We start from the raw sequence: 18,781 nt of genomic DNA on the forward strand, positions 1-18,781 counted from the left end.
TCGGGAGGAGTTCTCTGCAACGGGTCAGCTCGCGGCGTGCTCGTCCGCGACGGTGAGGGCCTCGTCGATCGCGGACAGGCCGCGCACGAGCTCCTCTTCGGAGATGACCAGCGGGGGAGCGACGTGGACGCGGTTGAAGTGCGTGAACGGCCAGACGCCGGCCTTCTTCGCGGCGGCGGCGAAGGCGCCCATGGGCGCGGCATCCGCTCCCGAGGCGTTGAAGGGCACCAGCGGCTCTCGGGTCTCCCTGTCGCGCACCAGCTCGATCGCCCAGAACAGGCCGCGTCCTCTGACGTCGCCGACGCTCGGGTGCTTCTCGGCCCAGGATCGCAGCGTCGGCTCCACCACGCGGGCGCCGAGGTCGCGCACGCGCTCCAGGATGCCGTCACGACGGAACACCTCGAACGTGGCGACACCGGCAGCGCACGCGAGCGGGTGACCGGAGTAGGTCAGGCCGCCGGCGAAGGGCACGGTGTCGAACGCCTTCGCGATGGAGTCCGAGATGACGACGCCGCCGAGCGGGACGTAGCCCGAGTTCACGCCCTTCGCGAAGGTGATGAGGTCGGGCTTCGCGTCGAACGCGTCGATGCCGAACCACTCGCCCAGACGACCGAAGCCGACCATGACCTCGTCGGCGATGTAGACGATGCCGTAGCGGTCGCACAGTTCGCGCACGCCCCGCAGGTAGCCGGGCGGCGGGATCAGGACGCCGTTGGTGCCGACGACGGTCTCGATGATGATCGCCGCGATCGTCTGCGGACCCTCGAGCTGGATGGTCTGCTCGAGGTGGGCGAGCGCGCGCTCGGCCTCCTGCTCCTGCGTCTCCGAGTGGAACGGCGAGCGGTACAGGTACGGCCCGAAGAAGCGCACGGCGCCGGAGTCGACGGTGTCGTTCGCCCAGCGCCGAGGGTCGCCCGTGAGCGAGATCGCCGTGGCCGTGGAGCCGTGGTAGCTGCGGTACATCGAGAGCACCTTGCGGCGCCCGGTCGACTGCCGCGCCATGCGCACGGCGTACTCGTTGGCCTCGGCGCCGCCGTTGGTGAAGAAGACCTTCTCCATGCCGTCCGGCGCGACCTCGGCGATGAGCCGTGCGAGCTCACCGCGCACGTCGTTCGCCACGGACGGCTGGATCGTCGCCAGGCGCCCGGCCTGCTGCTGGATCGCGGAGACGAGATCGGGATGCTGGTGCCCCAGATTCAGGTTCACCAGCTGGCTGGAGAAATCGAGGTAGGCGTTGCCCTGGTAGTCCCAGAACGTCGAGCCCTCGCCCGCGGCGACCGGAAGCGGGTCGATGAGACCCTGCGCGCTCCACGAGTGGAAGACGTGCCCGCGGTCGTCCGCACGCACCTGAGCCTCGGCAGCCGCGTCGGGCAGCGCGTGCGCGGCTCCGTGTCGGTCGGTGTAGTTCGTCATGTCGGTGCCTTTCGAGAACCGTGTCCGATCAGTGGTTGCTAGGGAAGCCCAGGTCGATCTGCGAGGGGGTGTGGTCGGGCCAGCGGGTGGTGACGACCTTGGACCGAGTGTAGAAGTGCACCGATTCGGGGCCGTAGATGTGGGAGTCGCCGAACAGCGAGTCCTTCCAGCCGCCGAAGGAGTACGCGCCGATCGGCACGGGGATCGGCACGTTCACGCCGACCATGCCGACCTCGATGTCGAACTCGTACTGACGTGCGGTGCCGCCGTCGCGCGTGAAGATCGCGGTGCCGTTGCCGTAGGAGTTGGAGTTCACGAGCTCCACGGCGTCTGCATAGCTCTCCACGCGGACCACGGAGAGCACGGGGCCGAAGATCTCGTCCTCGTAGACCTTCATGCCGGGACGGACGTGGTCGACGAGGCTCACGCCGATGAAGAACCCGTCGGAGTCGAACTGCTGAGTGGTGCCGTCGACGACGACGGTCGCGCCCTCGGCCGCTGCGCCCGTGACGTAGGAGGCGACGCGGTCGCGGTGCTCGCGCGTGATGAGCGGACCCATCTCGCTCGCGGCATCCGTTCCGTCGCCGATCGTGAGCCCCTGGATGCGCGAGGAGATCGCGGCGATGAGGTCGTCGGCGACGTCGCCGACCGCGACCAGCACCGAGACGGCCATGCAGCGCTCGCCGGCTGATCCGTAGGCCGCCGAGATCGCCGCGTCGGCCGCGGCGTCGATGTCGGCATCCGGCATCACGACCATGTGGTTCTTCGCGCCGCCCAGCGCCTGGACGCGCTTGCCGGCGGCAGAGGCGCGCTGGTAGATCGAGCGGGCGATGGGGGTGGACCCCACGAAGCTGATCGCGTTCACGCGCGGCGACTCGAGCAGCGCGTCGACCGCCTCCTTGTCGCCGTTGACGACGTTGAGGACGCCGGCGGGCAGACCCGCCTCCTGGAAGAGCTTCGCGAGCCAGATCGCCGCCGACGGGTCCTTCTCGCTGGGCTTGAGGACGACCGTGTTGCCGCAGGCGATCGCGGAGGCGACCATCCACAGCGGCACCATGACCGGGAAGTTGAAGGGGGTGATCGCGGCGACGACGCCGACCGGCTGCTTCACGGAGTGCACATCGACGCCGCGGGCGACCTGCTCGCTGCGCTCGCCCTTGAGCAGGTGCACGAGACCGGCGGCGAACTCGACGTTCTCGATGCCTCTCGACACCTCGCCCGCGGCATCCGACAGCACCTTGCCGTGCTCGTTCGTGACGATCGCGGCGAGCTCGGGGGTGCGCTCCTTGAGAAGCTGGCGCAGGCGGAAGAACACGTCGGCGCGCTTGATCAGGCTCGTCTCGCGCCACGCGGGCAGAGCGGCGGCAGCGGCGGCGATGGCGGTCTCGACCTCGGCGGTCGACGCGAACGCGACCTCCCTGGCGACCTCGCCGGTGGCGGGGTTGAAGATCTTGCCGGTGCGGGCCGCCTCGGCGGTCTCCACTCCGTCGATGACGTGACGAACGATGTCCACGGTTCTCCTTCGAGCTGGAAGCGCTGATCGAACACTCTGACCGGGGTTCGATACGCTGGTACTTCTCAATGATCACAGAGGGGAACAGCGATCAGCGATGTCAGAACGTCAGGACTTCGGCGCAGATCAGACAGATCGTCCGGCGCGACGGGATGCGCTGCTGACCGTGGCGGACGTGCTCGCCGAGCCGGTGCTGCAGGCAGGCTCTCCGGAGGTGATCATCGGGGGACGAGCCCTCGACGCCGAGGTGCGCTGGGCGCATGTCTCCGACAGCGCCGCCGTCGCCCGTCTGCTCGACGGCGGAGAGCTGCTGCTCAGCACCGGGGCGGGGTGGCCGTCGGATGCGGGGGAGCTCCGCTCGTTCGCACAGGCGCTGCATCGTGCGGGGATCGCGGGCATCGTCGTCGAGCTCGGCTCCGGGCACGCGCGCGTCCCCGATCCCGTGATCGACGTGTGCGTCGAGGTGGAGCTGGCGCTGATCGCGCTGCACGCGGAGATCAAGTTCGTCACGGTCACCGAGGCCGTGCACCGGGCGCTGATCGCGGCGCAGACCGACGCGCTTCGTGAGCGCCAGCGACTGCACGAGCTGTTCACGGCGCTGAGCCTTCAGGGAGCCCCGGCCGACGTCGTGGTGTCGGAGACGGCGAAGGCGCTGGGCGCCCCTGTCGTCCTGGAGAACCTCGCTCACGAGGTGATCGCGCTGGAGGCGCTGCGGATGCCGGTGGCCGAGGCGCTGAGGGATCTCGGGGATGCCGATCGCGTCCCGGTGCAGGCGAGAGGGGTGCGGTGGGGGACGCTCCTGGCGCTGCCAGGACCCGCGCATCCTGCGGGTCGCCTCACAGTGCTGGAGCAGGGGGCGACCGCGCTCGCGTTCGGGTGCCTCGCCGACGGTGGCGACGCCGAGTGGTCGGTGCTCGCCCAGAGCGGCATCATCGACGACCTGCTGGGGGCGCGGTTCGCGAGCCCCGACGACATCGCCGCGCGCCTCGCCGCCGGGGGCTTCGCCGTCGCGGATCGACAGTGCCACGGAATCGTCGCTCGCGGCGCACGCTCGGCCAGCGAGCTCGCGTATCGCGCCAGGCAGGCGGGATGCGCCGTGGTGGCCGCCCGGGTGGGCGACGACGACGTGGCGCTGCTGTCGCTGCCGGCATCCGACATGCTCACCGATGAGCTGGTGGTCCGCATCGCGGGCGGCGAGCGGGCGGTCTTCGTCGGGCCGCCGGCCGACGGCGTGCTCGATCTGCTCTCCTCCCTCCGCGCCGCGCGCGACCTGGCGGCGAGCGATCGCTCCGACGCGGGCGCTCGGGTGCGTCGCGTCGACGATCGTCCACTCGAGCGCCTGGTCGCCTCACTGCGCGACGACCACCGCCTGCACGCGCACAGCGAGCGGATGCTCGCACCCCTCGTCGCGTACGACCGCGAACGCCGAGGCGATCTGCTCGACGTGCTCGGCGCACTCGTCGCTCATCCGGGCAACCGCTCTGCGGCGGCATCCGCCAGCCATCTCTCCCGGTCGGTGTTCTACCAGCGGATCACGCTGATCGGCGATCTGCTGGACGCCGACCTCGACGACGGCGAGACGCTCGCGGCGCTCCACCTCGCGCTGCTGGCGAGGCGGAGCACCGCGGGGAACTAGAGGACCCCCTGCGCGCGGGTCAGCACATCGCGGAGGATCTGCTCGATCTCGCGGAACTCGGACGGCCCGATCGTGAGCGGCGGTGCGAGCTGGATCACGGGGTCGCCGCGGTCGTCGGCACGACAGTACAGCCCCGCCTCGTAGAGCGCGGGGGAGAGGAAGCCGCGCAGCAGGCGCTCGGACTCCGCGTCGTCGAACGTCTCGCGGGTCGTCTTGTCCTTGACCAGCTCGATGCCGAAGAAATACCCGTCGCCGCGGACGTCGCCCACGATGGGCAGGTCGCTGAGCTTCTCGAGCTCGGCGCGGAACAGGGGGGAGTTCTCCCGCACGTGCGCGTTGAGGTTCTCCTCGTCGAAGATCGCGAGGTTCTCCAGCGCGACCGCCGCAGACACGGGGTGCCCGCCGAAGGTGTAGCCGTGATAGAAGGTCGTGTCGCCCTTCGAGAACGGCTCGTAGATGCGGTCGCTGACGATGGTCGCGCCGATCGGGGAGTAGCCGCTGGTCATGCCCTTGGCGCACGTGATCATGTCGGGCACGTAGCCGAGTCCCGTGCACGCGAAGGTGTGGCCGAGACGACCGAAGGCGCAGATGACCTCGTCGGACACGAGCAGCACGTCGTACTTGTCGCAGATCTCGCGGACCCTGGCGAAGTAGCCGGGAGGCGGCGGGAAGCATCCGCCGGAGTTCTGCACGGGCTCGAGGAACACCGCGGCGACCGTCTCCGGGCCCTCGAAGAGGATCATCTCCTCGATGCGGTCGGCGGCCCAGCGGCCGAACAGCCCGATGTCGTCAGACGGCGCGCCCATCTCGGCGGCGCGGTAGAAGTTCGTGTTCGGCACGCGGAATCCACCGGGGGTGACCGGCTCGAACATCGCCTTCATGGCGGGGATGCCGGTGATCGCCAGAGCGCCCTGCGGGGTGCCGTGGTAGGCGACCGCGCGCGAGATGACCTTGTGCTTGGTGGGCTGGCCCATCAGCTTCCAGTACTGCTTGGCGAGCTTGAAGGCGGTCTCGACCGCTTCGCCGCCGCCCGTGGAGAAGAAGACGCGGTTCAGGTCGCCCGGCGCCTCCTCGGCCAGCCGATCGGCGAGCTCGATCGCCGCGGGGTGGGCGTACGACCACAGCGGGAAGAAGGACAGCTCAGACGCCTGCTTCGCCGCAGCCTCGGCGAGCCGGCGACGGCCGTGACCGGCGTTGACCACGAACAGGCCGGCGAGGCCGTCGAAGTACTCCTTGCCCTTCGAGTCCCAGATGCGGTGGCCGTCGCCCTTGACGATGATGGGCACGCCCGACTTCTCCATCGTGGACTGCCGGGTGAAGTGCATCCAGAGGTGGTCTTTGGCCATCGCCTGGAGTTCGGCTTCGGTGGGTGTGGTGCTCATCTGGTCCCCCAGTTGTAGAGCTGCTTCTGCAGCTTGGCGTAGATGAAGGTCTCGGTCGACAGGACTCCGTCGATCGGTCGGATGCTGTCGTTGATCAGCGCGAGCAGATCGTCGTCGTCCTCGCACACGACCTCGGCGAGGATGTCGAACGAACCGACCGTGATCACGACGTAGTCGATCGCCTCGATCGCGGCGATCTCCTCGGCGACGACCCGGGTGTCGCCGGTCACGCGGATGCCGATCATCGCCTGCCGGCTGAAGCCGAGCTGCATCGGATCGGTCACCGCGACGATCTGCATGACCCCGGAGTCGGTGAGGCGCTGCACGCGCTGGCGGACGGCGGCCTCACTGAGGCCGACGACGCGCCCGATATCGGAGTACGAGCGGCGCCCGTCCTCCTGGAGCAGCTCGATGATCGTCTTGGAGACGTCGTCGAGGGTGGGGAGCTTCTTCGTCGAACCCATGGTGCGATCCTCGCATCATCAAGGGTCGATCGGCAACCGATTCCGCAGGAGAAATTCAGAAAATCTGCGAAATCGCGGGTTCAGGCCTCGATCGGGCCCAGCCACGCGCTCGCCGCCGTGGCGTGCGCGGACTCGGGGTCGGAGGGATGGAACGCCCCGGCGAGCACGTCGCGGTAGAGCCGCGACAGCTCGTTGGAGGAGAAGTACGATCCGCCGCCCGCCGTGAGCATCGCCTGGTCGACGACGTGCTTGGCGGTGGTGATCGCACGATGCTTCACACCGGACAGCAGCGAGAACCAGCGGGCGCCGTGGTCTGCGCTCTCGTCGACGTCGCGCGCGAGCGCGGCGATCTGCGGCGGCAGCGCATCGTAGGAGAGGGCCATGTCGGCGATCCGCCAGCGGATGTCCGGGTCCTGCGCGTAGGCGAGGCCGGTCCTCTTCGAGGTGCGCTTCTGCGCGGTCAGCACCGCGAGATCGAGGGCGCGGCGTGCGATGCCCGTGTACACCGAGGCGAGCAGGATCTCGAACACCGAGAAGATGCCGAACACGATCGGATCGGGCGTGGGCCCCGGGTCGATGCGGCGGACCACGTGCGCGGCATCCGCCACCGCGCCCTTCAGCCGGGTGGTGCGCGACTGGGTCGCACGCATGCCCAGGGTGTCCCAGTCGTCTCCGGTCTCGACGGCCGCCGTGCGATCCACGAAGGCGAACACGAGCTTCGGGGCGTCGTCGCTCGTGGTGTCGAGCCCGTGCAGTCCGAGCTTCGTCCAGACCGGGGCCAGGGAGGTGAAGATCTTCGTCCCCGTGAAGGAGTAGCCGCCGTCTCCTGTCGGCTCGGCGGCGGTGTCGCTGCCGAACAGCACGAGGTCGTTGCCGCCCTCGCTGATGCCGAACGCGAAGACCTCCCCGGCGACGGCGCCGTCCTGCACGAACTCGAGGCCAGGCACCCCACGGTCGGAGAAGACCTTCGCGACGCCCGTCCAGACGAGATGCATGTTGATCGCCAGCGCGGTCGCCGGGGCCGCACCGGCGAGCCGCTGCTGCAGGAGCGCGGCCTCGGCGAGACTCAGCCCTGCGCCCCCGCGCTCGGCAGGCACGAGGATCGAGAGGTAGCCGGCATCCCGCAGCTCGTCGAGGTCCTGCTGGGGGAAGGTGTTCTCGCGGTCGTGGATCGGTGCGCGCCCGCGGATGCGCTCCAGGAGGTCGTCCGGCAGGTACGCGGCGGGATCGAATTCGCTCATGACAGGGCCTCCAACAGATGACGCACGGACTCCTCCGGCTTGTCGCGGTGCAGCGAGTGGCCGGCTCCCTCGACCACGCTCATCGTGAGACGCGGATTGGATGCGATGATCTCCGCGGCCGAGTCTCCGCGGAACAGGCTGAAGACGGTCGGATCCGCGGCGATCACGTGCGTGGGGACGGACAGCTGCGCAGCCTCTGGGCGGACATCCCACGGCCGGTTCTGGACGCTCGTCTGCTCGACCGCCCAGCGGCTGGCGCGGTGCACGGCGTCCACCTTCAGCTCGACGTCCTGCGGGTGCCAGTGCGGATGCTCGTCGCGCACGGCGTCGATGCGGTTGTCGGCGAACGCGCGCTCCTGGCTCTTGCGGATGACGTTCGCATCGCGTCCGTCGAGCACGATGGCAGGGTCGATGAGGACGAGTCGGAGCGTCCATCCGGGAGAGGACGCCGCGGCCACCGTGCTGGAGGCGCCGCCGAGGGAGTGGCCGATCACGGCATCCCAGGCCCCGTCGCCCTCGGGGCGGGTCGCCGCGAGATCGGCGGCGTACGCCGCGATCGTGTAGTCGAGGGAGCGGGGTGCGTCTCCATGGCCGCGCAGGTCGACGGCGGTGGCGTGCCATCCGGCCCCGGCCAGGGCGTCGCCCAGACGCCACATGAGAGCGGCCGAGGAGCCGAGACCGTGCACGAGGAGCGCTCGTCTGGAGGACGCGGGATCTCCCCAGGAGATGCGAGGGAGGGTGAGCGGCGCGGGCATGAGCCCAGCTTACGATCCGCTCAGGACGGGGTGACGGCGAGCGGCTCCGTGTCGGGGCGAGGGCTCGCGTCGCGGCCGCGCAGGTCGGGGAAGGCACGGACGAACACGATCGACACCACCAGCCCGACCGCGGCGAACAGCGTGGCCGCGAGGTACGCGCCGCGCCAGTCGGTGACGTCGACGAGGAAGCCGGCGACCGCGGAGCCCGCAGCCGCGCCGATGAGCTGACCGGTACCCGCCCAGCCGAACGCCTCGGCGGTCTCGCTGAACTTCACGCTCGCCGAGGTGATCGCGAAGAGCATCGCGAGGGCGGGGGCGATGCCGATCCCCGCGAGGATCAGGGTGCCGCCGAGCCAGAACACGTTCAGCATCACCATCGTCAGCGCGAGGCCGACCGTGACGATCAGCAGTCGCCTGGCCATCGCCCAGGGGCCGATGGGGAGGTGGCCGAACGCGAGTCCGCCGGCCAAGCTGCCCGCGGAGAACACCGCGAGGACGAGCCCCGCCTCCAGGCTTCCGTGCTCGAAGGTGGCGACGACGCCGACCTCGACCGCGGCGCACGCGCCGATCAGGAGGAAGCCGATCACGGTCGCCAGCATCACCGGAGGCTTGAGCACGACCGTGCCGAGGGGGTTGCGGCTGCGCGGGATGCGGACGCGGCCGACCTCGGGGGAGAGGATGAACCACGAGCCGCCGCCGACCAGCACGATCGCCACGAGCAGCAGGCCCTCCACCGTGCCGATCTGCGTGGACACGAGGGTGATCACCACCGGAGCGAGGATCCAGATGATCTCCTGCAGGGAGGCGTCGAGGGAGAAGAGCGGCGTCAGCTGGGACGAGTTCACCAGCTTGGGGTAGATCGTCCGCACCGCTGCCTGGATCGGCGGGGTGGAGAGCCCGGCGATCAGACCGAGGATCATGTATCCCGGCAGGGTGAGAGGCAGCAGGGCGAGACCCAGGACGGCGACGACGCACACGCTGAGCGTGAGCATGAGCACGCGCCGCATGCCCCAGACACCCATCCACCGGCTCGTGATCGGACCGGCGACGGCCTGACCGACGCTGGTCGCCGCGAGCACGAGACCGGCGGCGCCGTACGAGCCGGTCTGCTGCTCGACGTGCAGCAGGATCGCGAGGGAGCTCATCCCGTTCGGGAAGCGCGCGGTCAGCTGAGCAGCGATCATGCGCGCCACTCCCGGCGTGCGAAGAAGATCCCGATATCCCGCCACGGGTCAACGCTACCGGGCGGCGGGGACACGGAGGAACCCGCGTGTGCGGTCGCGCACGGCGCTTGCCTCCTGGTGAACGGCTGATCGCGTCCTCTTGCTCACTCGCGGGCATGCGCGCGAACGTGGACCGCGGACCCGGCACCCGGTCGGGTCGCCGAGGAGGACCCCATGACCGAGGTGCTGAGAGCCCGACGAGGAGCTGTTCCGGCCGAGGCGACGGCTGGATTCTCCTCCTTCCGCGCCGACGAGGCGGAGGCGCTGTGGGGCGCGCTGCGTCGCCACACCCTCGAGCTGACCTGCGGAGACGGCGACCGGGACGCCCGCCGCGCGGCCGTGGGGGAGGTGCTCGACGTCTGGCTGGACGACGTGATCGCCGTCGAGGAGCCCGGTGATGAGGAGTCGTCCTGCACGGTGCGGCTGCCGAGCGACGACACCGACCTCGTCCTCGCCCTGCTGACGAGGGGCTTCGCTCCCGTCACGATCGACGCGGTCCGCAGGCTGTCCTCCTCCGGCCGATCGGATGCCGCGCACGGACTCGCCGACGCGCACGGACTCGGAGACGGGGCGCTGCTGCGTGCGGCCTCGGCATCCGACACCCCGGCGCTCGCCGCCTTCGACGCCCTTCTCCTCTCCCATGAGGCCGACTTCGGCGCCGTGTTCCGCAGGCCGGGGGCGGAGCAGCTCCTTCTGGCGTCGATGACGGATCGGCTGCGGTCCTGGCCGGACTGGACGTGGTTGATCGAGCAGGACGGCGCGGCGCTCGGCTACGTGCACGCCTTCCCCGAGGCGGAGACCCCCGGCTCTCCGCCTCGCGCCTACCTCGACGCCATGTACCTCGCCCCGGATGCGCGCGGCGCCGGACTGGGCCGGAGGGTGATCGACGCCGTCCACGGCATCCTCGCGGGGGAGGGGACGGGCTCCGTGCGGCTCGACTACTCGGTGGCGAATCCGCAGTCGGGGCCGTTCTGGTCGCGCCTCGGCTACCGGCCCGTCACGACCACCTGGCAGCGTCGTCCGTCGGTGCGCTGAGGTCCGTGTCGCGGACACGCCGCGACACGCCGGAACGCAGTTTCCACAGAAAATCGAATGTCGGATGCCGCGCGTAGCGTGCCCCCTGTGGATGGATCCGAGCGGGGCTCTCCGGAGCCGCGAGATTACGCGTTTCGACGCCCGGTTCGACACCCTCGGGGCTGTGGAAGAAACGGTGGAGAACCTGTGTTGTATCGGTGGAGAACGGTGGAAAACTACACGGATGTAACTACTACCCCTTGTGGTCGCCTCCAATGTCCGTCCCTATATGTAGTATTGAACTCCCGGCGGGGGTCTGCCGGATAAACCAGAGATTTGAGGGGATTCACGATGTCGATCACGGTCTACACGAAGCCTTCCTGCGTTCAGTGCAACGCCACCTATCGTGCGCTGGATGCCAAGGGCATCGAGTACGAGATCCACGACCTGTCGGAGGACCCGGCGGCGCTCGAGCAGGTCAAGTCGCTCGGCTACATGCAGGCGCCGGTCGTCGTGACCGATGAGGACCACTGGTCGGGCTTCCGTCCCGACAAGATCGACGAGCTCGCGTCCCGTCTGGCCTGATCACCCATGAGCGCCGTCGCGACCGCTGCGCCGCTCCTGGTCTACTTCTCCAGCGTGTCGGGCAACACCGCACGCTTCGTTGAGAAGCTCGGGCTTCCGGCCCGTCGTATTCCGCTTCGACCGCAGGAAGAACCGCTCGTCATCGACGAGCCGTTCGTGCTCATCACCCCCACCTATGGCGGGGGTGAGGGGCGCGGCGTCGAGCGCGGAGCCGTGCCCAAGCAGGTGATCCGGTTCCTCAACGACGAGAACAACCGGCGTCACATCCGCGGAGTCATCTCCGCGGGCAACACCAACTTCGGCGAGTCCTTCTGCCTCGCCGGCGAAATCATCAGCCGCAAGTGCCACGTGCCTCACTTGTACCGGCTCGAAATCTTCGGCACACAGGACGATGTCGATCGGGTGACCGACGGATTGGAGCGACGGTGGGTACCACAGTTGACGAGCAGGACGCAGTGACCGAGACAGTGGCGTTCAAGGCCAACCCCAACTATGAGGGCCTCGACTATCACGCGCTCAACGCGATGCTGAACCTGTACGACGCGGACGGCAAGATCCAGTTCGACGCCGACAAGCGCGCGGCGCGGGAGTACTTCCTGCAGCACGTCAACCAGAACACGGTGTTCTTCCACTCGCTCAAGGAGCGGCTCGACTACCTCGTCGAGAAGGAGTACTACGAGCCCGCCGTGATCGAGCAGTACTCGATGGAGTTCATCCAGAAGCTCAACGATCTCGCGTACGGCAAGAAGTTCCGCTTCGAGACGTTCCTCGGGGCCTTCAAGTACTACACGAGCTACACGCTCAAGACGTTCGACGGCAAGCGCTACCTCGAGCGCTTCGAGGACCGCGTCGTGATGACCGCCCTCGGTCTCGCCGACGGCGACGAGAAGCTCGCCGTCGCGCTGGTCGAGGAGATCATCTCCGGCCGCTTCCAGCCGGCGACCCCGACGTTCCTCAACGCGGGCAAGGCCCAGCGCGGCGAGCTCGTCAGCTGCTTCCTCCTGCGCATCGAAGACAACATGGAGTCGATCGCCCGCGGCATCAACTCCGCCCTCCAGCTCTCCAAGCGCGGCGGCGGAGTGGCGCTGCTGCTCTCGAACATCCGCGAGGCGGGTGCGCCGATCAAGCAGATCGAGAACCAGTCCTCCGGCATCATCCCCGTGATGAAGCTGCTCGAAGACTCCTTCAGCTACGCCAACCAGCTCGGCGCCCGTCAGGGCGCCGGTGCGGTGTACCTCAATGCGCACCACCCCGACATCATGCGGTTCCTCGACACCAAGCGCGAGAACGCCGACGAGAAGATCCGCATCAAGACGCTGTCGCTCGGCGTCGTCGTGCCCGACATCACGTTCGAGCTCGCGAAGAACGGCGAGGACATGTACCTCTTCTCGCCGTACGACGTCGAGAAGGTCTACGGGGTGCCGTTCGGCGACATCTCCGTCACCGAGAAGTACCGCGAGATGGTCGACGACCCCCGCATCAAGAAGACGAAGATCAACGCGCGCGAGTTCTTCCAGACGATCGCCGAGATCCAGTTCGAGTCGGGCTACCCGTACATCATGTTCGAGGACACGGTGAACAAGGCCAACCCGATCAAGGGCCGCATCAACATGTCCAACCTCTGCAGCGAGATCCTGCAGGTGAACACGCCGACCACGTACAACGACGACCTGTCGTACGACCAGATCGGCAAGGACATCTCCTGCAACCTCGGCTCGATGAACATCGCGCTGTCGATGGATGCCGATGACCTCGGCCAGACGGTCGAGACGGCGATCCGCGCGCTGAGCGCGGTCAGCGACCAGAGCCACATCCGCTCCGTGCGCTCGATCGAGGACGGCAACGACCGCTCCCACGCGATCGGCCTCGGCCAGATGAACCTGCACGGCTACCTCGCTCGCGAGCACGTGTACTACGGCTCCGAAGAGGGCATCGACTTCACGAACATCTACTTCTACACGGTGCTGTTCCACGCACTGCGCGCCTCGAACAACCTCGCGATCGAGCGCAAGCAGGCGTTCGACGGGTTCGAGGACTCGACCTACGCATCGGGGGAGTTCTTCGACAAGTACATCGATCAGGCGTGGGTGCCGGCGACCGAGAAGGTCAAGGAGCTCTTCGCGGGCAAGCACATCCCGACGCAGGAGGACTGGGTCGCGCTCAAGGCGTCGATCCAGGAGCACGGCATCTACAACCAGAACCTGCAGGCCGTGCCGCCGACCGGCTCGATCTCGTACATCAACAACTCGACGTCGTCGATCCACCCGATCGCGTCGAAGATCGAGATCCGCAAGGAAGGCAAGCTCGGTCGCGTCTACTACCCGGCTGCGTTCATGACGAACGACAACCTGGAGTACTACCAGGACGCGTACGAGATCGGCTACGAGAAGGTCATCGACACGTACGCCGCCGCCACGCAGCACGTCGACCAGGGCCTGTCGCTGACGCTGTTCTTCAAGGACACGGCCACCACGCGCGACATCAACAAGGCGCAGATCTACGCATGGCGCAAGGGCATCAAGACGATCTACTACATCCGCCTGCGTCAGATGGCGCTCGAGGGCACCGACATGACCGAGTGCGTCTCCTGCATGCTCTGACCTGTCCCTGAACCCGAGAAACGACGAGAAGATGACTCCCCACACCCCGATCAAGCTGGTCGACAGCGTGCAGGCGATCAACTGGAACCGCATCATCGACGACAAGGACCTCGAGGTCTGGAACCGTCTGGTGAACAACTTCTGGCTGCCGGAGAAGGTGCCGCTGTCGAACGACATCCAGTCGTGGAACACGCTGACCGCTGACGAGCAGCTGCTCACGATGCGCGTGTTCACCGGCCTGACGCTGCTCGACACGATCCAGGGCACCGTCGGCGCCGTGTCGCTGATCCCCGATGCGATCACTCCGCACGAGGAGGCGGTGTACACCAACATCGCGTTCATGGAGTCGGTGCACGCGAAGAGCTACTCCTCGATCTTCTCGACGCTCGCGTCGACCAAGGAGATCGACGAGGCGTTCCGCTGGTCGACCGAGAATCCGAACCTTCAGAAGAAGGCTCAGATCATCATGGACTACTACCAGGGCGACGACCCGCTCAAGCGCAAGGTCGCCTCGACTCTGCTCGAGTCGTTCCTGTTCTACTCGGGCTTCTACCTGCCGATCTACTGGTCGTCGAAGGCGAAGCTGACGAACACGGCAGACCTGATCCGCCTCATCATCCGTGATGAAGCCGTGCACGGGTACTACATCGGCTACAAGTTCCAGAAGGGGCTCGAGAACGAGACCGAGGAGCGCCGTCAGGAGCTGAAGGACTACACCTTCAACCTGCTGTTCGAGCTCTACGACAACGAGGTGCAGTACACGCAGGACCTCTACGACGGCGTCGGCCTCACCGAAGACGTCAAGAAGTTCCTGCACTACAACGCCAACAAGGCGCTGATGAACCTCGGGTACGAGGCGATGTTCCCGTCGACCGTCACGAACGTGAACCCGGCGATCCTGTCGGCGCTCTCGCCGAACGCCGACGAGAACCACGACTTCTTCTCCGGTTCGGGTTCGTCCTACGTCATCGGCAAGGCCGAGGCCACGGAAGACGACGACTGGGACTTCTAGACGGAGCTCGCCGTTCGCAGACTCTGTGACGACGAAGGTCCCAGGGTGTTCGCTCGAGCTGAGCGAACACCCTGGGGCCTTCGTCGTGTCCGCGGTGTTCTGCGTCAGCGGGCGCGTCCGCTCGCCCCCCAGCGGTGGTGCATCCCGGTCAGGAGCGCATCGAGGCCGATCGTGAACAGCAGGTCGCGCGGGCGTAGGTCGCGTTCGGCCACCGTGGCGGCGAACGCCGTTGCCGTGCGCGCCAGCACAGGAGAGCGGCCCGGATCCTTGGGCTGATACACGTCATCCGGGGATTCCGAATCGGCGGTGGCGCCGAAGATGTAGGTCTCCAGGATGCTCATCGCGGTGATGATGCTCTCGTCCGGCCACCCCGCCTCGGTGAACCCGGTCACCACGCGCTGATACATCAGCGCCGTGTAGGGCGTATGAGCCAGAGGGACCGCGACGATGAGCGGCACCAGCTCCGGACGTGCGCGAAGACTCTCCAGATAGCTCCAGGCCCAGCGGGAGAGCGCCTCGCGAAGGGGCACGACGCCGAAGCCCGTCGTGTCCACGGTGGCGGCGAAGCGCTCCTGCAGCAGCGCCAGCACGTCGTCTCGGGAGGAGACGTGGTTGTAGAGGGCGCTGGGAGTCACCCCCAATCGTCGCGCGAGCGCACGCATCGTGAGTCCGCGGATCCCCGCGGCGCGGATCTCGGCGAACGCCGCCTCGGCGATCAGGTCGCGATCGAGCACGCGCTCGCGGGGCCTTCCCGGCGCGCGCCGGACGGACGGCGCAGCGGCGGCACGCGATGTCGACATGGGTTCTCATTAATGAACGATCGGAAGTGAACTCGAGCTGATTCTATGCGCTCCTGGGCCCGATAAATGTACGTTCCCGGTGATCTCATGGAGCGTGATGCGACCGCTTGCCTAGGCTCGGAGGGCCATCAGCGCTGATTCGGCTCGGTACTCCGGCCACGCTGTGAGCGGGTCCGCCCTGCGCGGTCCGGAGCGAGAGGAAGACCATGACGGGTGCACGATCCACTGCCGGAGACGTGAACGAAACGGAGGTCCTCGACCGTGACGTCGTGGTGATCGGTGCGGGCATATCCGGTCTCGTCACCGCGCGCCGCCTGACGCAGGCCGGGCATTCGGTCGCCGTGCTGGAGGCCAGGGATCGCGTGGGCGGACGCACCTGGTCTCAGACGATCGACGGCTCGTTCTTCGAGATCGGCGGGCAGTGGATCTCGGTCGAGCAGACTGCGCTGAAGGACCTGCTCGCCGAGCTGGGCAAGGAGACCTTCCACCGGTACCGAGAGGGCGACTCCGTCTTCGTGACCCCCGACGGGGTGCGCCACGAGTTCGACGGGGACTTCCCGGTCGCTCCGGCCACGCTGGCCGAGATCGGGCGTCTGGTCGAGGGGCTGGACGAGCTGGCGGCGCAGATGGACGTGAGTGCGCCGTGGGCGCACCCTCGGGCGGCGGAGCTGGATCGGATCTCATTCGCCACCTGGCTCTCCGAGCATTCCGGCGACCCTCAGGCCCGTCGCATCGTGGAGCACTACATCGCCGCCGGCATGCTCACCAAGCCTGCCCATGCCTTCTCCGTGCTGCAGGCGCTGCTGATGATCGCCTCGGCGGAGAACTTCGGAAACCTCATCGACGAGGATCTGCTGCTGGACGAGCGCGTGGTCGGAGGCATGCAGTCGGTCTCGGAGCAGATCGCCGCCGAACTGGGCGCGGACGTCGTGCGCGTGAACGCCCCCGTGCGCTCGCTGCACTGGAGTGCGGACGGCGACGGCGCACCCGGCGAGGTGCTCGCCGTCAGCGACGGACTGCGGGTGCGGGCGCGCTTCGCGGTCGTGGCGGTCCCGCCGAACCTGTACTCGCGCATCGACTACGTGCCGGAGCTGCCGCGGGAGAGGCAGGTCGCTCATCAGCACGTGTCGATGGGTCTCGTGATCAAGGTGCAGGCCGCCTACGATCGTCCCTTCTGGCGCGAAAGGGGTCTCAGCGGGACCGGCTTCGCCTCCCACGAGCTCGTCTGCGAGGTCTACGACAACAGCTCTCCGCACGAGAGCAGAGGGATGCTCGTCGGATTCATCGCGGGGGAGGCCGCGGACCGTGCATGGGCGCTCCCTGAGGAGGAACGTCGCCGCGCGATCCTGCACTCGTTCGCCGCGTACTTCGGCGAGGAGGCGACGCAGCCCGTGGCCTACTACGTCTCCGACTGGGGGAGCGAGCAGTGGACCCGCGGAGCATTCGCCACGAGCTACGATCTGGGCGGTCTGAGCCGCTGGGGTCACCAGCAGAACCAGCCGGTCGGGCCGATGTTCTTCGCGAGCAGCGACATCCAGGGCAGCGGATACCAGCACGTCGACGGTGGTGTGCGGATCGGCACGGACACCGCCGCGCGGATCGCGGAGGGTCTGTCCGAACGCGTGTGACCTCGATGTGACAGGACGAAGGGCGGTGCCGATCGGCACCGCCCTTCGTCGTTCCTCCGCAGCGGGTCAGCCCCTGACCGGACGTCCGTCCTCGCGACGCGGCACCGACAGCGGGTTGCCGTCGCGCAGCTCCGCGGGGAGCACGCTCTGCGGGGCGTCCTGGTACGCGATCGGAGTGAGGAAGCGTCGGATCGCCGTCGCTCCGACCGAGGTGTGCACGGACGCCGTGGAGGCCGGCCAGGGGCCGCCGTGGTGCTGGCTCCACGCGATCGCGACGCCGGTCGGCCAGCCGTTGTAGAGCACGCGCCCGGCGATCCGTGACAGCGCCGTCGTCGCCGCCGAGACGAGAGCGTCATCGTCGTCATCCGGTGCGTACCAGACCGTGCCGGTCAGGCTCCCCTCGAGCACGGCCAGGGCGGCATCGAGCTGTGCGGGGGAGTCGTACCGCACCAGCAGGGTGAGCGGACCGAAGTGCTCCTGCTGGAACCTCTCCGGCTCTGCGAGGAAGGCGTCGGCGCCGATCGCGGCGACCACGGGCGCGGCCTCCCCGTCCACGGGCGGCGCCTGCGCGAGAACCTCCACGTCGGCTTCCGCCTCGAGCTCCGCCGCGCCCTCCCCGAACGCGGAGGAGATCCCGCTCGTGAGCAACTGCTGCCCGGCTGATGCGGCGACGGCTGCGGTCAAGGCCTCGTCGAACTCGGCGCTCGGCGGCACGAACACCAGCCCCGGCTTGGTGCAGTACTGCCCGCCGTCGCGCGTGAACGAGCCGGCCAGGCCGGCCGCGATGCCGGCGCCGGATGCCGCGACCGCCCGCGGCGTGATCACGACCGGGTTCACCGAGCCGAGCTCGCCGTAGAACGGGATCGGCGCGGGGCGGGCGGAGGCGAGGTCGAACAGCGCGCGCCCACCGCGGGTGGATCCGGTGAATCCGACGGCGGCGATGAGCGGATGCTGGACGAGCGCGGCTCCTGCGCTGAGGCCCTCCACGAGCGTCAGCGCGTCTGCGGGGCCGTTCGCGGCCACGAGCGCCTCGCGGGCGATCTCGGCCACCCGGCGGGACAACCCGGGGTGGCCGGGATGGGCCTTCACGACGACGGGGCACCCCGCGGCCAGCGCCGAGGCGGTGTCGTTGCCGAGCACGGAGAACGCGAACGGGAAGTTCGACGCGGCGAACACCGCGACCACCCCGAGCGGCCGCAGGATGCGGCGCAGGTCGGGCCGAGGCGGGATCAACGCTGGGTCAGGGCTGTCCAGCGTGGCCTCCAGGTAGGAGCCCTCGCTGATCACGTCGGCGAAGAAGCGCAACTGGGTGGCGGTGCGCACCACTTCTCCGCCGAGTCTCGCGAGGCTCAGATGGGTCTCGACGTGGGCGAGCGCGATCAGCTCGTCGGCGTGCGCGGTGAGCGCATCGGCGATCGCGCGCAGCCAGACCGCGCGATCGGCACGCGAGGACTCGGCGAGGCCGGAACGGGCGGCGGCGAGGACGGCGCGCTCCATGGCATCGTGCGCACTCAT

At 68.4% G+C, this 18,781-nt stretch carries 16 protein-coding genes; 7 read left to right on the forward strand and 9 right to left on the reverse strand.

What is annotated here, in order from left to right; genetic code table 11:
• Positions 1–24 precede the first annotated feature (24 nt).
• Together ACFY5A_RS17300 and ACFY5A_RS17305 are read right to left on the reverse strand one after the other, a co-directional pair.
• A complete protein-coding gene (locus ACFY5A_RS17300) occupies positions 25–1,413 on the reverse strand; it encodes an aspartate aminotransferase family protein (protein WP_341941595.1) in 1,389 nt (462 codons plus the stop codon).
• Positions 1,414–1,441: 28 nt separating this feature from the next.
• Complete coding sequence (locus ACFY5A_RS17305; protein ID WP_387236059.1) at positions 1,442–2,926, reverse strand: CoA-acylating methylmalonate-semialdehyde dehydrogenase; 1,485 nt, start codon at positions 2,924–2,926, stop codon at positions 1,442–1,444.
• Between the two features lie 97 nt (positions 2,927–3,023).
• Between ACFY5A_RS17305 and ACFY5A_RS17310 the strand changes: the two genes are divergently transcribed.
• Complete coding sequence (locus ACFY5A_RS17310) at positions 3,024–4,562, forward strand: PucR family transcriptional regulator ligand-binding domain-containing protein (RefSeq protein WP_387236062.1); 1,539 nt, start codon at positions 3,024–3,026, stop codon at positions 4,560–4,562.
• On the opposite strand, the gene ACFY5A_RS17315 is transcribed toward ACFY5A_RS17310, so the two are convergent.
• From ACFY5A_RS17315 to ACFY5A_RS17335, 5 genes are all read right to left on the reverse strand, one after another.
• A complete protein-coding gene (locus ACFY5A_RS17315) occupies positions 4,559–5,944 on the reverse strand; it encodes an aspartate aminotransferase family protein (protein WP_387236065.1) in 1,386 nt (461 codons plus the stop codon). The genes ACFY5A_RS17310 and ACFY5A_RS17315 overlap by 4 nt on opposite strands.
• Entirely contained in the window at positions 5,941–6,408 is a 468-nt protein-coding gene (locus tag ACFY5A_RS17320; RefSeq protein WP_105672344.1) for an Lrp/AsnC family transcriptional regulator, read from the reverse strand. Before ACFY5A_RS17320 ends, ACFY5A_RS17315 begins: the two co-directional genes overlap by 4 nt.
• Before the next feature lie 80 nt (positions 6,409–6,488).
• Entirely contained in the window at positions 6,489–7,649 is a 1,161-nt protein-coding gene (locus tag ACFY5A_RS17325) for an acyl-CoA dehydrogenase family protein (RefSeq protein WP_387236068.1), read from the reverse strand.
• Complete coding sequence (locus ACFY5A_RS17330) at positions 7,646–8,404, reverse strand: alpha/beta fold hydrolase (protein ID WP_387236071.1); 759 nt, start codon at positions 8,402–8,404, stop codon at positions 7,646–7,648. The genes ACFY5A_RS17325 and ACFY5A_RS17330 overlap by 4 nt, the downstream gene beginning before the upstream one ends.
• Before the next feature lie 20 nt (positions 8,405–8,424).
• Positions 8,425–9,588: an MFS transporter gene (locus ACFY5A_RS17335; RefSeq protein WP_387236073.1), complete on the reverse strand. Its 1,164-nt coding sequence runs from the start codon at positions 9,586–9,588 to the stop codon at positions 8,425–8,427.
• 213 nt (positions 9,589–9,801) lie between these two features.
• On the opposite strand from ACFY5A_RS17335, the gene ACFY5A_RS17340 reads away from it, so the two are divergent.
• The 5 genes from ACFY5A_RS17340 to nrdF all read left to right on the forward strand — a co-directional run bounded on the left by ACFY5A_RS17340 (position 9,802) and on the right by nrdF (position 14,838).
• Positions 9,802–10,662: a GNAT family N-acetyltransferase gene (locus ACFY5A_RS17340; protein ID WP_387236076.1), complete on the forward strand. Its 861-nt coding sequence runs from the start codon at positions 9,802–9,804 to the stop codon at positions 10,660–10,662.
• A 330-nt stretch (positions 10,663–10,992) separates the two neighbouring features.
• Positions 10,993–11,226 (forward strand): glutaredoxin-like protein NrdH, encoded by a 234-nt coding sequence (gene nrdH, locus ACFY5A_RS17345; RefSeq protein WP_067118559.1) that lies wholly within the window; start codon positions 10,993–10,995, stop codon positions 11,224–11,226.
• Positions 11,227–11,232: 6 nt separating this feature from the next.
• The gene (gene nrdI, locus ACFY5A_RS17350) at positions 11,233–11,685 is read left to right on the forward strand and encodes a class Ib ribonucleoside-diphosphate reductase assembly flavoprotein NrdI (RefSeq protein ID WP_341941601.1); all 453 of its coding nucleotides are present in this window, start codon (positions 11,233–11,235) and stop codon (positions 11,683–11,685) included.
• A complete protein-coding gene (gene nrdE / locus ACFY5A_RS17355) occupies positions 11,682–13,826 on the forward strand; it encodes a class 1b ribonucleoside-diphosphate reductase subunit alpha (RefSeq protein WP_223586103.1) in 2,145 nt (714 codons plus the stop codon). Before nrdI ends, nrdE begins: the two co-directional genes overlap by 4 nt.
• A 31-nt stretch (positions 13,827–13,857) precedes the next feature.
• A complete protein-coding gene (gene nrdF / locus ACFY5A_RS17360; protein WP_105672337.1) occupies positions 13,858–14,838 on the forward strand; it encodes a class 1b ribonucleoside-diphosphate reductase subunit beta in 981 nt (326 codons plus the stop codon).
• Between the two features lie 104 nt (positions 14,839–14,942).
• Here the strand turns inward: nrdF and ACFY5A_RS17365 are convergent, their stop codons facing one another.
• Positions 14,943–15,638, reverse strand: coding sequence for a helix-turn-helix domain-containing protein (locus ACFY5A_RS17365; protein WP_341941602.1), 696 nt, complete (start codon positions 15,636–15,638; stop codon positions 14,943–14,945).
• A gap of 206 nt (positions 15,639–15,844) precedes the next feature.
• Between ACFY5A_RS17365 and ACFY5A_RS17370 the strand changes: the two genes are divergently transcribed.
• Positions 15,845–17,266: a flavin monoamine oxidase family protein gene (locus ACFY5A_RS17370; RefSeq protein WP_387236081.1), complete on the forward strand. Its 1,422-nt coding sequence runs from the start codon at positions 15,845–15,847 to the stop codon at positions 17,264–17,266.
• A 66-nt stretch (positions 17,267–17,332) separates the two neighbouring features.
• Here ACFY5A_RS17370 and ACFY5A_RS17375 read toward each other — a convergent pair whose 3' ends face one another.
• Positions 17,333–18,781 (reverse strand): aldehyde dehydrogenase (NADP(+)), encoded by a 1,449-nt coding sequence (locus ACFY5A_RS17375; protein WP_387236084.1) that lies wholly within the window; start codon positions 18,779–18,781, stop codon positions 17,333–17,335.

It is taken from the genome of Microbacterium sp. NPDC012755, from assembly GCF_042901325.1.
GTDB lineage: Bacteria > Actinomycetota > Actinomycetes > Actinomycetales > Microbacteriaceae > Microbacterium > Microbacterium natoriense.

Bases quoted from the DNA above. Each gene is read 5' to 3' on its own strand.
- ACFY5A_RS17300 (WP_341941595.1), bottom strand. From the start codon at position 1,413: ATGACGAACTACACCGACCGACACGGAGCCGCGCACGCGCTGCCCGAC.
- ACFY5A_RS17310 (WP_387236062.1), top strand. From the start codon at position 3,024: ATGTCAGAACGTCAGGACTTCGGCGCAGATCAGACAGATCGTCCGGCG.
- ACFY5A_RS17315 (WP_387236065.1), bottom strand. From the start codon at position 5,944: ATGAGCACCACACCCACCGAAGCCGAACTCCAGGCGATGGCCAAAGAC.
- ACFY5A_RS17320 (WP_105672344.1), bottom strand. From the start codon at position 6,408: ATGGGTTCGACGAAGAAGCTCCCCACCCTCGACGACGTCTCCAAGACG.
- ACFY5A_RS17325 (WP_387236068.1), bottom strand. From the start codon at position 7,649: ATGAGCGAATTCGATCCCGCCGCGTACCTGCCGGACGACCTCCTGGAG.
- ACFY5A_RS17330 (WP_387236071.1), bottom strand. From the start codon at position 8,404: ATGCCCGCGCCGCTCACCCTCCCTCGCATCTCCTGGGGAGATCCCGCG.
- ACFY5A_RS17335 (WP_387236073.1), bottom strand. From the start codon at position 9,588: ATGATCGCTGCTCAGCTGACCGCGCGCTTCCCGAACGGGATGAGCTCC.
- ACFY5A_RS17340 (WP_387236076.1), top strand. From the start codon at position 9,802: ATGACCGAGGTGCTGAGAGCCCGACGAGGAGCTGTTCCGGCCGAGGCG.
- nrdH (WP_067118559.1), top strand. From the start codon at position 10,993: ATGTCGATCACGGTCTACACGAAGCCTTCCTGCGTTCAGTGCAACGCC.
- nrdI (WP_341941601.1), top strand. From the start codon at position 11,233: ATGAGCGCCGTCGCGACCGCTGCGCCGCTCCTGGTCTACTTCTCCAGC.
- nrdF (WP_105672337.1), top strand. From the start codon at position 13,858: ATGACTCCCCACACCCCGATCAAGCTGGTCGACAGCGTGCAGGCGATC.
- ACFY5A_RS17365 (WP_341941602.1), bottom strand. From the start codon at position 15,638: ATGTCGACATCGCGTGCCGCCGCTGCGCCGTCCGTCCGGCGCGCGCCG.
- ACFY5A_RS17370 (WP_387236081.1), top strand. From the start codon at position 15,845: ATGACGGGTGCACGATCCACTGCCGGAGACGTGAACGAAACGGAGGTC.
- ACFY5A_RS17375 (WP_387236084.1), bottom strand. From the start codon at position 18,781: ATGAGTGCGCACGATGCCATGGAGCGCGCCGTCCTCGCCGCCGCCCGT.